Consider the following 13,171-nt stretch of genomic DNA (forward strand, 5'->3'; position numbering starts at 1 on the left):
GGGTTACGGCGGTCACAGCGTGGGGGAAACGCCCGGTCCCATTCCGAACCCGGAAGCTAAGACCCACAGCGCCGATGGTACTGCACCCGGGAGGGTGTGGGAGAGTAGGACACCGCCGGACAACCATTCAGGTCGAGCGCCCCCAACCCCGGTTGGGGGCACTCCCATGGATAGTTTGCAAAACTGAATACGAGCACTGAAGTAGTAACCACGAGTCTTCCCACCCCTGGCGCAGCCAGGCGGAGCGGGTCACAGGGTTACGGCGGTCACAGCGTGGGGGAAACGCCCGGTCCCATTCCGAACCCGGAAGCTAAGACCCACAGCGCCGATGGTACTGCACCCGGGAGGGTGTGGGAGAGTAGGACACCGCCGGACAACCATTCAGTACAGAAGCCCCGACCATGACGGTCGGGGCTTCTGTCATTTAACAAGCACCTGCCCGTGCATTCCGGCCCGAGCAGGACCAAAGTGTGAGAATGACAACGTCGCCCCGTTCTTGATTCAATCCAGCAAGGGCCGGGCGTCAGGATCCCCAGCTGGGGTGACCCGATGGATCTCAACAGGAATGGCCGGATGACACGTGTTGGTATAGAGGATGTTCGCACGGAGATTGATGCGCTGGATCGGCAGATCGTTGAACTCCTGTGCCGGCGGCAGCATTGGGTGGTGGAGGCCGGCAAGCTGAAGAGCGATCCGGGCGCGGTCCGGGCTCCGGACCGCGTTGAGCAGGTCATTTCCAAGGTGCGTGCCTTGGCTGTGGAGCTTGGTGCGGCCCCTGACGTTGTAGAGCGAACGTACCGGGCGATGATCGCGGCCTTCATCGACCTTGAGCTGACCATCCACGAGAACCACCGCGATTCGGCCTCGGCCACCCAGAGCAACGCTGTCTGATCCGGATTGCCAGCGGCATCCCTCGGCCATGTCAGCTGGCCGGGTCGTAGTGGAACTGCCGGAGCTCTTGCGAGCAGCGGCAGGCGACGGCGATCTTCGCGGCCCACTCGAGTGCGGCCTCCCGCGAGGGCAGCTCGAGAACGGTGTAGCCGCCGTTGGGCACCTTGTGGCCTGGGTACGTGCCCTCGGTGACGGTGCCGTCACCGGCCACGAGCACCGGGTCCACGTCCTCATCGATCCCGCCGCCGAAGACGTACACGCCCGCCGCCTTGGCCTCGTCGATGACGGCATGCGAGGCTTCCACTACCGACTCGAAGTCCTCCTCGGGGATCACCATGGCCTCACCGGGGAACGAGATCAGGTACTTCGTCATTCGAAGACTCCTCTACTCCGGCGGCGCCATCCGCCGGCTCCTCTCTGCGGCACCGCTCTGGTGCCCAGCCCGATTATGGCTCCGACGCCCGCCACGTCGTCAAGGTGCAGCGACGCCGTATCCGGCATGAGGCCGATGGCGCACCGCTTCGCGGGCGTGCTAGCTTTCAGTGATCGTGATCTATCGGCAGGAGGTGAGTCCCATGAACGCAGTATCCGCAGTGGGTGCTCCCTTGCAGTCCACGATCGCTCGACTGAGGTAGTCGCCACCGGGAGCGCCCCATCAGGCAATTCGCGAAAGGCGACTCCCATGAACACAACACCTTCTTCACCTCTGCACTCCATTTCCACGGCGGCCACCGAGCTGCCGAGGTCTGACCAGGATCACCCACAGGTCGACGCCACAAGCCGGGTACACGGAGCGGGTGAGCGAGCGTTGGTCCTCGGTGGTGGCGGATCGGCGGGCAATGCCTGGCTGATCGGCGTCATCGCCGGCCTGTTCGAAGCCGGGTTGGATGCAAGGGAGACGGACCTGATCATCGGCACGTCGGCAGAATCTACTGCCGCGGCCCAGATCACCAGCGCCACCTCGAATGAACTGCTGGCCGCCATCCTTTCCGCCGCACCCCAGCCACGCACTGCTCCGGCGGGATCCGACGGCGGACGCGTTCACAGTGGAGCGGCGGCGAACCATATGGAGAGAACGAGCCGAATCATCGCCGCCGCTGAGGATGCTGCCGACATGCGCCGCAGAATGGGTGCGGCGGCGCTCGAAATCGACGCGGCGTCGGACGGCTCCGGGCAAACGCGGTGGCGCGCTACCGTCGCCACCCGGCTGCCCAGCCGGCACTGGCCGAAACAAACGCTGCTCATCACGGCGGTCAACGCCTCTACCGGTGAACCGGTCGTGTTCGACCGCCACAGCGGCGTCGACCTGGTGGACGCCGTGGCTGCCAGCTGTGCCAGTGGCTTCGCCTACAAGATCGGCGGCAGCCGATACATCGACGGCGGCTACCGATCCAACGCCGAGAACGCCGATCTGGCGGCCGGATACGCACGGGTGCTGGTGCTGTCGCCATTCGGCGGCAGATCACGGACTCCGGTGGGGTGGGGCATGCATCTCGCGACACAGGTCTACGAACTGCGTGCACGCGGCGGCAGAGTCGAAACGATCTTCCCGGACAGCAACTCCGAGCACATGTTTGGTGCCAATGCGATGGATCTGTCACTGCGTCCGCCCGCCGCTCGAGCCGGTTACGAGCAAGGCAGGGCCCTTGCCGGGCAACTCACCGAATTCTGGCGCTGATGCCCACCGCGAACCTGACCGGAAACGAGGCCGCGCGGACCGATGCAGCGTGTTTGGGGTGGATTTGCGTGGGGGTGTGGGTGGGTGTATTGTTTTCTGAGTCGCCGGGTGCGGAACGGAAAGCCGGAAGGTGTGTATGTTTCGGATGGCGGCCAAATAATCTCCTTTTTCCAATGGCTTGTTGGTGTGTCTTTTGTGGCGTGCTGGCGGGTGATGAATCATGGGGTCTGTTGTTTGAGAACTCAATAGTGTGCCAAGTTTGTTGATACCGATTTGTTTTTATGAATTGGTTGATTTGCCGGGTTGCCCGCACCCCCGTGTGTGGTGGCCTGGTTTCAGCTGGTTTCAAATTTTGTGCAGCCTTCTTTCCCCGTGTTTCCGGGGGTGTTGGTTGTGTCTGTTTTTGTTTTACTTCAACGGAGAGTTTGATCCTGGCTCAGGATGAACGCTGGCGGCGTGCTTAACACATGCAAGTCGAACGATGACCCGGTGCTTGCGCCGGTGATTAGTGGCGAACGGGTGAGTAACACGTGAGTAACCTGCCCTTGACTCTGGGATAAGCCTGGGAAACTGGGTCTAATACCGGATACGACCGCTCACCGCATGGTGTGGTGGTGGAAAGCTTTTGCGGTTTTGGATGGACTCGCGGCCTATCAGCTTGTTGGTGGGGTAATGGCCTACCAAGGCGACGACGGGTAGCCGGCCTGAGAGGGTGACCGGCCACACTGGGACTGAGACACGGCCCAGACTCCTACGGGAGGCAGCAGTGGGGAATATTGCACAATGGGCGAAAGCCTGATGCAGCGACGCCGCGTGAGGGATGACGGCCTTCGGGTTGTAAACCTCTTTCAGTAGGGAAGAAGCGAAAGTGACGGTACCTGCAGAAGAAGCGCTAAGCTAACTACGTGCCAGCAGCCGCGGTAATACGTAGGGCGCAAGCGTTATCCGGAATTATTGGGCGTAAAGAGCTCGTAGGCGGTTTGTCGCGTCTGCTGTGAAAGACCGGGGCTCAACTCCGGTTCTGCAGTGGGTACGGGCAGACTAGAGTGATGTAGGGGAGACTGGAATTCCTGGTGTAGCGGTGAAATGCGCAGATATCAGGAGGAACACCGATGGCGAAGGCAGGTCTCTGGGCATTAACTGACGCTGAGGAGCGAAAGCATGGGGAGCGAACAGGATTAGATACCCTGGTAGTCCATGCCGTAAACGTTGGGCACTAGGTGTGGGGGACATTCCACGTTTTCCGCGCCGTAGCTAACGCATTAAGTGCCCCGCCTGGGGAGTACGGCCGCAAGGCTAAAACTCAAAGGAATTGACGGGGGCCCGCACAAGCGGCGGAGCATGCGGATTAATTCGATGCAACGCGAAGAACCTTACCAAGGCTTGACATGGACTAGTAACGCCTGGAGACAGGCGCCCCTCTTGAGGCTGGTTCACAGGTGGTGCATGGTTGTCGTCAGCTCGTGTCGTGAGATGTTGGGTTAAGTCCCGCAACGAGCGCAACCCTCGTTCTATGTTGCCAGCGCGTGATGGCGGGGACTCATAGGAGACTGCCGGGGTCAACTCGGAGGAAGGTGGGGACGACGTCAAATCATCATGCCCCTTATGTCTTGGGCTTCACGCATGCTACAATGGCCGGTACAAAGGGTTGCGATACTGTGAGGTGGAGCTAATCCCAAAAAGCCGGTCTCAGTTCGGATTGGGGTCTGCAACTCGACCCCATGAAGTCGGAGTCGCTAGTAATCGCAGATCAGCAACGCTGCGGTGAATACGTTCCCGGGCCTTGTACACACCGCCCGTCAAGTCACGAAAGTTGGTAACACCCGAAGCCGGTGGCCTAACCCCTTGTGGGAGGGAGCCGTCGAAGGTGGGACCGGCGATTGGGACTAAGTCGTAACAAGGTAGCCGTACCGGAAGGTGCGGCTGGATCACCTCCTTTCTAAGGAGCACCATCATCGCCCCGAAGGGACCGCATGGTCTTGGAGTGGGTGTGTGGAAGCAAAGCCCATTGCGCAGGCATTCGTCCTGCGGTGGGTGCTCATGGGTGGAATATCAACGAATCAGACTTGTTTTGGCATGGCCGTCGCGGCCGTGTCCTGGTGCCAGTACGGCGCCCGCGCCCCCTTGGGGGTGTGGGTGTTGGGAACGCGCCGGGGCGTGGGATGCGGGGTTGTGTTTGGCGCACTGTTGGGTCCTGAGGCAACAGGACCTGCAGCAATGCGGGAACCTCCTGGGGTTTCTGTTTTTCCTGCCTTCACCGAACACGCACGGTGGCCGCCCTCTTGGGGGTGGCTGGGTGTGTGGGGTGTGGGGGACGGGGTTGTTGTTTGAGAACTACATAGTGGACGCGAGCATCTAGGCATGCGCATGGCCGTTCCTTCGGGGGCGGGGCGTGTGTGTGTCTTACAGCAATTTCTTTTTATGAAGAACCTGGCCCTTGTGGTCATGGTTCTCTCGAAAAAGCTTTTGATCTTTGTGTGGTCAAGTTTTTAAGGGCACACGGTGGATGCCTTGGCATTAGGAGCCGAAGAAGGACGTAGGAATCTGCGATAAGCCTGGGGGAGTTGATAACCGAACGGTGATCCCAGGATGTCCGAATGGGGAAACCCCGCCAGACGCGCGAGTGATCTGGTGACCCGCATCTGAACACATAGGGTGCGTGGGGGGAACGCGGGGAAGTGAAACATCTCAGTACCCGCAGGAAGAGAAAACAAGAGTGATTCCGTTAGTAGTGGCGAGCGAACGCGGATCAGGCTAAACCGTTCCATGTGTGATAGCCGAGCGGGCGTTGCATGGGCGGGGTTGTGGGACTTTCCGTACTGGTTCTGCCGGACCGGTGGGGTGTGGAGTGCAGGCATAGGTGAACGGTCTTGAAAGGCCGGCCAGAGAGGGTGTGAGCCCCGTAACCGAAATGTTGTGCACCGCCTGGAGAGGATCCCAAGTAGCACGGGGCCCGAGAAATCCCGTGCGAATCTGTCAGGACCACCTGATAAGCCTAAATACTTCCTAATGACCGATAGCGGACCAGTACCGTGAGGGAAAGGTGAAAAGTACCCCGGGAGGGGAGTGAAACAGTACCTGAAACCGTGTGCTTACAATCCGTCGGAGCAGCCTTGTAGCTGTGACGGCGTGCCTTTTGAAGAATGAGCCTGCGAGTTAGTGTTACGTCGCGAGGTTAACCCGTGTGGGGAAGCCGTAGCGAAAGCGAGTCTGAACAGGGCGATCGTAGTGGCGTGATCTAGACCCGAAGCGGAGTGATCTACCCATGGCCAGGTTGAAGCGACGGTAAGACGTCGTGGAGGACCGAACCCACTTCAGTTGAAAATGGAGGGGATGAGCTGTGGGTAGGGGTGAAAGGCCAATCAAACTCCGTGATAGCTGGTTCTCCCCGAAATGCATTTAGGTGCAGCGTTGCGTGTTTCTTGCCGGAGGTAGAGCTACTGGATGGCCGATGGGCCCTACAAGGTTACTGACGTCAGCCAAACTCCGAATGCCGGTAAGTGAGAGCGCAGCAGTGAGACTGTGGGGGATAAGCTTCATAGTCGAGAGGGAAACAGCCCAGACCACCAACTAAGGCCCCTAAGCGTGTGCTAAGTGGGAAAGGATGTGGAGTTGCGAAGACAACCAGGAGGTTGGCTTAGAAGCAGCCACCCTTGAAAGAGTGCGTAATAGCTCACTGGTCAAGTGATTCCGCGCCGACAATGTAGCGGGGCTCAAGTACACCGCCGAAGTTGTGGATTTCAGACATGGCCTAGCCTTCGTGGTTCAGGCGTCTGGAGTGGTAGGGGAGCGTCGTGTGGGCGGTGAAGTCGCGGTGTAAACCAGCGGTGGAGCCTACACGAGTGAGAATGCAGGCATGAGTAGCGAAAGACGGGTGAGAAACCCGTCCGCCGAATGATCAAGGGTTCCAGGGTCAAGCTAATCTGCCCTGGGTAAGTCGGGACCTAAGGCGAGGCCGACAGGCGTAGTCGATGGACAACGGGTTGATATTCCCGTACCGGCGAAAAACCGCCCATGCCAAGCGGGGGATACTAACCGCCCGGAGCCTGCCCAATCACCCTTGTGGTGTGCGGGTTTTGGCCGAGCGCGGGACCTGATCCCGGGAGGTAAGCGTATTAACAGGTGTGACGCAGGAAGGTAGCCGGGCCGGGCGATGGTTGCCCCGGTCTAAGGATGTAGGGTCAGGGATAGGCAAATCCGTCCCTGTGTGTTCAATCACGTTCCTGAGATCTGATGGGACTCCCGCAAGGGGGGATCCGGTGATCCTATGCTGCCTAGAAAAGCATCGACGCGAGGTTTTAGCCGCCCGTACCCCAAACCGACACAGGTGATCAGGTAGAGAATACTAAGGCGATCGAGAGAATTATGGTTAAGGAACTCGGCAAAATGCCCCCGTAACTTCGGGAGAAGGGGGGCCTGCCCCGTGATGGAGACTTGCTCTCCGGAGCGGGTGTGGGCCGCAGAGACCAGGGGGAAGCGACTGTTTACTAAAAACACAGGTCCGTGCGAAGTCGCAAGACGATGTATACGGACTGACTCCTGCCCGGTGCTGGAAGGTTAAGAGGACCGGTTAGCCACTTCGGTGGCGAAGCTGAGAATTTAAGCCCCAGTAAACGGCGGTGGTAACTATAACCATCCTAAGGTAGCGAAATTCCTTGTCGGGTAAGTTCCGACCTGCACGAATGGAGTAACGACTTCCCCGCTGTCTCAACCATAAACTCGGCGAAATTGCAGTACGAGTAAAGATGCTCGTTACGCGCAGCAGGACGGAAAGACCCCGAGACCTTTACTATAGTTTGGTATTGGTGTTCGGAGTGGCTTGTGTAGGATAGGTGGGAGACGTGGAAGCCCGGACGCCAGTCCGGGTGGAGTCATCGTTGAAATACCACTCTGGTCACTTTGGACATCTAACTTCGGCCCGTGATCCGGGTCAGGGACAGTGCCTGATGGGTAGTTTAACTGGGGCGGTTGCCTCCTAAAAGTAACGGAGGCGCCCAAAGGTTCCCTCAGCCTGGTTGGCAATCAGGTGTCGAGTGTAAGTGCACAAGGGAGCTTGACTGTGAGAGAGACATCTCGAGCAGGGACGAAAGTCGGGACTAGTGATCCGGCGGTACATTGTGGAATGGCCGTCGCTCAACGGATAAAAGGTACCTCGGGGATAACAGGCTGATCTTGCCCAAGAGTCCATATCGACGGCATGGTTTGGCACCTCGATGTCGGCTCGTCGCATCCTGGGGCTGGAGTAGGTCCCAAGGGTTGGGCTGTTCGCCCATTAAAGCGGTACGCGAGCTGGGTTTAGAACGTCGTGAGACAGTTCGGTCCCTATCCGCTGCGCGCGCAGGAAATTTGAGAAGGGCTGTCCTTAGTACGAGAGGACCGGGACGGACGAACCTCTGGTGTGTCAGTTGTACTGCCAAGTGCACCGCTGATTAGCTACGTTCGGATGGGATAACCGCTGAAAGCATCTAAGCGGGAAGCTCGCTTCAAGATGAGATTTCCAAACACCTCGTGTGTGAGAGGCCCCCAGCCAGACCACTGGGTTGATAGGCCGGATGTGGAAGACAGGACCAAAGACTGTTGAAGCTGACCGGTACTAATAGGCCGACAACTTACACCACACAAACAAAACACTTGCTTGCGTCCACTATGTGGTTCCCGACCAACAAACCCAAACCGCGGTTTGCACGGCACAGGAACACAACCACAACTAAACAACAACAACACCACACCTGCCCGCACGGGCAGGAACATGTTGTAACCACGGATTTCCCACCCCCGGCACAGCCAGGCGAGTGCGGGGACGGGACACAGGGTTACGGCGGTCACAGCGTGGGGGAAACGCCCGGTCCCATTCCGAACCCGGAAGCTAAGACCCACAGCGCCGATGGTACTGCACCCGGGAGGGTGTGGGAGAGTAGGACACCGCCGGACAACCATTCAGGTCGAGCGCCCCCAACCCCGGTTGGGGGCACTCCCGTTTAACCCACAAAACAGCCCACGCTACCCCACGCACTCCAGCACCGCCTGGATCACGTGGCTGCCCCGGTTCTCGGTCCTGTAGATGAGGTACTCCGTGATGGGCGGAATCCTGTCCGTGAAGTCGAGCAGGGCCAGGCGGGGGTGGTCGCTGAATTCGTCCTCGCCGATGACGCCGATGCCGAGCCCGGCCATGACGGCTGCCTGGACGGCCTCGCGGCTGTCCGTTTCGAGGACCTCCTCCGGCTGCAGCCCTGCCTGGCTGAGTGCCTGCTCGATGCTTCTCCGGGTCACTGAACCCACTTCCCGGATGATGAGCGGCTGGGTCACCAGGTCCCGGAGGCTGATGGTCTTCGATGCCGCCAGCGGATTGTCATTGCGCACGAAGGCCACCAGGTCCTGCGTTGACAGTGTCCTGGCTGTCAGCTCCGGGTGAGGCGTTTCGTCGGCGATGATTCCCACGTCAACGGTGCCGGAGAGCACGCGCTGCCGGATGCCGGCGGAGTTCCCGCTGACCAGCTGGACGGCGACGCCGGGGTGGAGCCGGCGGAACGCGCTCAGCACCCCGACGGCGTTGATCGGCGCATCCGTCCCGAAGCGGAGCTCTCCGCTCATGGCATGCTGAGCACGGGCCAGGATGCCCTCCGCTTCCTTCTCTGCGGCGAAGATCCGCGCCGTGACAGTGAAGAGGCTGCGCCCCAACGGCGTGAGTTCCACGGAGCGGCCCACCCGCTGGAGGAGCCGTGCCGTGTGCCGCCGCTCAAGCAAGCGGACCTGTTCCGAGAGCGTGGGCTGGCTGACGCCCGCCGCCCGCGCGGCCGCCACGAAACTGCCGTAGTTGGCCACGAGGTGGAAGGCCCGCAGATGGGTCATATTCATAGGCATGGCCTAAGTGTTCTATAGATATTAGTGGTTGTCCCTATATTTCAACGTCGCGGCTGGATAGCGTCAGTCCCGTGAAGAACCTTCCCACGGCCCATGAGCCCCACGTCTTGGTCGTCGGCATCGACGGCATCCGTTACGACACCCTCCTGGCCGCGTCCACCCCGGCACTCGACCGGCTCGCGGCGTCGGGGGTTCTGCTGGCGGTCCGCGTGCACGAAAAGAACGCCACCATCTCCGGCCCCGTATGGTCCACGGTGGCCACCGGCGTGTACCAGGACAGGCACATGGTCACCGGCAACAGCCACCACCCCGGTGAGCTGGACGGATTTCCGGACTTCACGGCACGGCTGAGGTCGGCCAGGCCCGGGCTCGAGACCATGGTTGCCGCAAGCTGGCACCCCTTGGCCAGCGAAGTCGAGTGCGGCCCGATCTTCTCCTCCCGCGGCTGGGTTCCCACTCCGGACCCGGAAGACGCCAACGACGCCGGGAGCTGGATCCTCGCCGACGACGCCGTTGCCGGATACGCGGCCCGCCGCCTGGCGCGGGAGGACCTTGCCGCCTCCTTCGTCTATTTCGGGGAGGCCGACGTCGAAGCCCACAACCACGGCACCGGCCCGGACTACGTGGCTGCGATCGAGCGCTGCGATGCCCGCCTCGGCGTGCTGCTGGCCGCCATCGACAGCAGGCCAGCCCGGGCCAGGGAGAGATGGACTGTCATCGTGGTGACCGACCACGGGCACGTGGACGCCGGCGGCCACGGCGGCGAAAGCGATGAGGAACGTACGGCCTGGATGGCCGCAGCGGGGGCAGGCGTGCCGCAATCCGTCGAGGCGCTGGACCACGCCGACATCGCGGCCCAGGTGCTGGCGGCGTTCGGGATCCCCGCGGAAGACACCGACGGCGTCCTCTTCGGCGCGCGGTAGGCCCGCCTTGACCCTGACCCTGACCGTGACAGCCGTGGTCCTCTTCGCAGCCGTGCTGCACAGCGGCTGGAACGCCATTGCCAAGGCCATCCCGGACAGGCTGGCCGCCTCGACCCTGATCGCACTTGTCTACCTGGTCTCGGGCATCGCCGGCTCCCTGGTCTTCGGCGCTCCGCTGGAGGCGTCCTGGCCGTTCATTGCCGCATCCGCGTGCCTGCAGACCATGTACATGATCCTGTTGACCGCCTCCTACAAACACGGCGACTTCTCGCAGGTATACCCGCTGGCCCGCGGGCTGGCCGTGCTGGTGGTGGCCGCCGTCGCCATGACCTTCCTGGCGGAACAGCTCAACCTGATGCAACTGGCGGGGGTGGCCGTCGTCGCGGGTTCCTTGCTTAGCCTGTCGCTGACCGGCGGCCGGGCTGGCAACCGCAAAGGCTCCCTGTTCGCCGTGCTGACGGGGCTGAGCATCGCTGCGTACACGCTGGTGGACGGGGTGGGCGTGCGGCTGTCCGGGGAGCCGCTGGGCTATGTCGCCTGGCTGTTCCTGCTCCAGGGCGCCATGATTCCGATGCTGTGCTGGTGGCTGGCGCCCAGCCGCGGCGGATTCGTGATCGAGGTCCGCGCACATTGGAAACCCGGGCTGCTGGGCGGGCTCATGTCCATGCTGGCCTACGCGGCGGTGGTCTGGGCCCAGAGCCTGGCCCCGCTGGCACTGGTTTCGGCGCTCCGTGAGACGAGCGTGCTGCTGGCCGGCGTGATCGGGGCGGTGTTCTTCAGCGAACGCTTCAGCAAGGTCCGCATGGGCCTGACGGCCGCGGCCGTGTGCGGGATTGTTGCCCTGCAGCTCGGCTGACTAGCCGGAGAAGAACTCGGAAAGTTCCGCGATCAGCTTGTCCGGGGCCTTGATGGGGCCGTCGTGGCCGTAGCCCGGCAGGATGGTGTAGCTGGAGCCGGACAGCACGTCATGGATCTGCCCGCAGGCAACCCCGAAGTATGCCGGGCTCTTTTCGCCCACCACGATCAGGGTTTCCAGCGGCAGCTCCAGGAACGGCTCCGCCGGCATGTCCGCGGCAATGACGGCCTTGATCTCGCGCACACCGCACTGCATGAGCTCGCGCATCTGCTTGCCCATGGTGGTGCCGGCCGTCAGCTTGTTGGCCAGGGTAAGCATGGACAGCGGCATGCGTGAGAATGCGCCGCCCGTCTCGACGCCCTTGACCAGCACGGCGAGGCCACGGTCGAAGTCTCCCGCCGCCGTCGCGCGTTCATACTCGGGTGCCCAATCGGCCTTGACGCTGTGGTTCACGGAGACGGCGGGGTCATAGACCGCGAGCCGTTCCACGGGGAGGGTCCGTGCGGCGTGCAGGGCCACGGCACCGCCGAAACTGTGCCCGAAAACGTCCGTGCTGGAGGTGTGCTGCATGACCGCGGCGAGGTCGCGGATGTCCACGTCAAGGGTGTAATCCATCGGCTGCGGCGATGACCCGCCCCGCCCGCGGCGGTTGAAAGTATGGACCGGCCGGCCCAGCGCCGCGCTCAGTTTCTGCGCGAAACGCGCGTAATCGGCGGCGGTCACCATGGATGCGGGAACGACGACGACGCCGGAGCCGGCAGCCGCGAGGTCACCCCCCGTGGTGAGGACCTCCAGTGTTCCGCCGTCGGTAGTGGTGATGTTCTCGCGCGTCATGCATCGAGCCTAACGGAGCCGCCTGAAAGCCGACAGTTCGGCACGCACCCCGGCTCTGTTGCGCCACGCCGCAGGAGTCACGCTGCGTTGCTCGTCTCCGAGAAGTAGCCGGCAATATCGGCGACCAGCTCCTTGAAGGCCGCCGGCACCGAGCCATGGACACCCTTCGGCGAGACCCGGAGTGAACTTCCGGGCACGGCGGCGTGCAGCCGCTCCGCCGTGACCTTGTAGTACTCGGGGCTCTTCGCGCCCACCAGGAAGCACGTGCCTTCCGGCAAGGAGGCGAAATCCGCAGCGTGCCGCCGCTCCTCCATCGCCGCTTTCAGTTCACCCACGCCACTTGGCATCAGTTCCCGGAGGAGCTTGTTGGCCCGGGTCCGTGAGACCACAGCCAGCAGGCCGGCCAGCACCGGTTCCGGGATGCGTGCCAAGGCTGTGCCCGGGCTCATCCCGCGCTTCAGCCGCGCCATGGCCCGGGGGAAGTCGCCGCCGTCAACGGATTCGGCGAAGCCGGCCAGCCAGGACATGTCGACGCTGCCGTCAATGTTCACCGCGGCGTCATAGACGGCGAGCCTGTCCATCTCGAAGGCCGTCCCGGTGAACTCCTTGGCGGCGTTGAGCGCCACCGAGCCGCCCAGGCTATGCCCGAAGACATGCCGGCCACCGGTGATCCCAAGGACTGCCCGGACATCGGAGATCTCCGTGTCCATGGAATAGTCCGCAGGCTGTTCGCTCGAGCCGCCCCGGCCACGGCGGTCGTAAACGTCCACGGCCCAGCCCTCGCCGAGCCGCGCCGCGAGGGCCATCGAAAACGGCCTGTAGATGAGGGCCGTCAGGAAGGCGCCGCCGATTACCAGGACGCGCCGCCCGGCCGGTGCATCAGCGGTGCCGTAGCTGTAGAGCGCCAGCCGTCCGCCGTCGTCGGTGTCCAGGGTCCGCTCTTCCACCGCCCCAGTCTAGGCGGGAGCCGCGCAGTGCGGTCACCCGCGCGGCACGGCCGGGAGGTCCACTCCGCGCGCGGTTTTCCGCAGGAACGGGAGCGTCGAGTAAGATGCCCAACTCCCGGTAAACTTAACCCTTGTGACTGCTGAAAACACCCCCTCCACAGAGCCCGCCGACGCCAGCGAA

The 13,171-nt window shown here is 62.3% G+C and carries 8 protein-coding genes and 5 rRNA genes; 9 read left to right on the forward strand and 4 right to left on the reverse strand.

Annotated features, from left to right (window positions below):
* Positions 1-4: 4 nt before the first annotated feature.
* From rrf (NVV90_RS00645) to NVV90_RS00655, 3 genes are all read left to right on the forward strand, one after another.
* Positions 5-121, forward strand: a 5S ribosomal RNA gene (rrf, locus tag NVV90_RS00645).
* Between the two features lie 137 nt (positions 122-258).
* Positions 259-375, forward strand: a 5S ribosomal RNA gene (gene rrf / locus NVV90_RS00650).
* A 198-nt stretch (positions 376-573) separates the two neighbouring features.
* Positions 574-891, forward strand: coding sequence for a chorismate mutase (locus NVV90_RS00655; protein WP_258439278.1), 318 nt, complete (start codon positions 574-576; stop codon positions 889-891).
* Between the two features lie 31 nt (positions 892-922).
* Here NVV90_RS00655 and NVV90_RS00660 read toward each other — a convergent pair whose 3' ends face one another.
* Entirely contained in the window at positions 923-1,264 is a 342-nt protein-coding gene (locus NVV90_RS00660) for a YciI family protein (protein WP_258439279.1), read from the reverse strand.
* Positions 1,265-1,573: 309 nt separating this feature from the next.
* On the opposite strand from NVV90_RS00660, the gene NVV90_RS00665 reads away from it, so the two are divergent.
* The 4 genes from NVV90_RS00665 (at position 1,574) to rrf (NVV90_RS00680) (ending at position 8,500) form a co-directional block, all read left to right on the forward strand.
* Complete coding sequence (locus tag NVV90_RS00665; protein WP_258439280.1) at positions 1,574-2,569, forward strand: patatin-like phospholipase family protein; 996 nt, start codon at positions 1,574-1,576, stop codon at positions 2,567-2,569.
* Positions 2,570-2,982: 413 nt separating this feature from the next.
* Positions 2,983-4,508: ribosomal RNA gene (locus tag NVV90_RS00670) — 16S ribosomal RNA — on the forward strand.
* Positions 4,509-5,048: 540 nt separating this feature from the next.
* A 23S ribosomal RNA gene (locus NVV90_RS00675) occupies positions 5,049-8,187 on the forward strand.
* 196 nt (positions 8,188-8,383) lie between these two features.
* Positions 8,384-8,500, forward strand: a 5S ribosomal RNA gene (gene rrf, locus NVV90_RS00680).
* The 16S, 23S and 5S rRNA genes sit together here, the layout of an rRNA operon.
* Positions 8,501-8,569: 69 nt before the next feature.
* Here the strand turns inward: rrf (NVV90_RS00680) and NVV90_RS00685 are convergent.
* On the reverse strand, positions 8,570-9,430 hold the full coding sequence (locus NVV90_RS00685) for a LysR substrate-binding domain-containing protein (protein WP_258439281.1): 861 nt from the start codon (positions 9,428-9,430) through the stop codon (positions 8,570-8,572).
* A gap of 71 nt (positions 9,431-9,501) precedes the next feature.
* Here NVV90_RS00685 and NVV90_RS00690 point away from each other — a divergent pair, with 71 nt between their 5' ends.
* Together NVV90_RS00690 and NVV90_RS00695 are read left to right on the forward strand one after the other, a co-directional pair.
* Complete coding sequence (locus NVV90_RS00690) at positions 9,502-10,353, forward strand: alkaline phosphatase family protein (protein ID WP_258439282.1); 852 nt, start codon at positions 9,502-9,504, stop codon at positions 10,351-10,353.
* A gap of 7 nt (positions 10,354-10,360) precedes the next feature.
* On the forward strand, positions 10,361-11,209 hold the full coding sequence (locus NVV90_RS00695; RefSeq protein WP_258439283.1) for a DMT family transporter: 849 nt from the start codon (positions 10,361-10,363) through the stop codon (positions 11,207-11,209).
* Here the strand turns inward: NVV90_RS00695 and NVV90_RS00700 are convergent, their stop codons facing one another.
* Both NVV90_RS00700 and NVV90_RS00705 read right to left on the reverse strand, forming a co-directional pair.
* Positions 11,210-12,043: an alpha/beta fold hydrolase gene (locus NVV90_RS00700; RefSeq protein ID WP_258439284.1), complete on the reverse strand. Its 834-nt coding sequence runs from the start codon at positions 12,041-12,043 to the stop codon at positions 11,210-11,212.
* A gap of 77 nt (positions 12,044-12,120) precedes the next feature.
* Complete coding sequence (locus NVV90_RS00705) at positions 12,121-12,990, reverse strand: alpha/beta fold hydrolase (RefSeq protein WP_258439285.1); 870 nt, start codon at positions 12,988-12,990, stop codon at positions 12,121-12,123.
* Positions 12,991-13,171 lie beyond the last annotated feature (181 nt).

Origin of the sequence: Arthrobacter sp. CJ23, from assembly GCF_024741795.1 — a bacterium.
Classification (GTDB): domain Bacteria; phylum Actinomycetota; class Actinomycetes; order Actinomycetales; family Micrococcaceae; genus Arthrobacter.

What these genes read in the sequence shown, in the direction of transcription:
- NVV90_RS00655 (WP_258439278.1), top strand. Translation starts at nt 574, where the DNA reads ATGACACGTGTTGGTATAGAGGATGTTCGCACGGAGATTGATGCGCTG.
- NVV90_RS00660 (WP_258439279.1), bottom strand. Translation starts at nt 1,264, where the DNA reads ATGACGAAGTACCTGATCTCGTTCCCCGGTGAGGCCATGGTGATCCCC.
- NVV90_RS00665 (WP_258439280.1), top strand. Translation starts at nt 1,574, where the DNA reads ATGAACACAACACCTTCTTCACCTCTGCACTCCATTTCCACGGCGGCC.
- NVV90_RS00685 (WP_258439281.1), bottom strand. Translation starts at nt 9,430, where the DNA reads ATGCCTATGAATATGACCCATCTGCGGGCCTTCCACCTCGTGGCCAAC.
- NVV90_RS00700 (WP_258439284.1), bottom strand. Translation starts at nt 12,043, where the DNA reads ATGACGCGCGAGAACATCACCACTACCGACGGCGGAACACTGGAGGTC.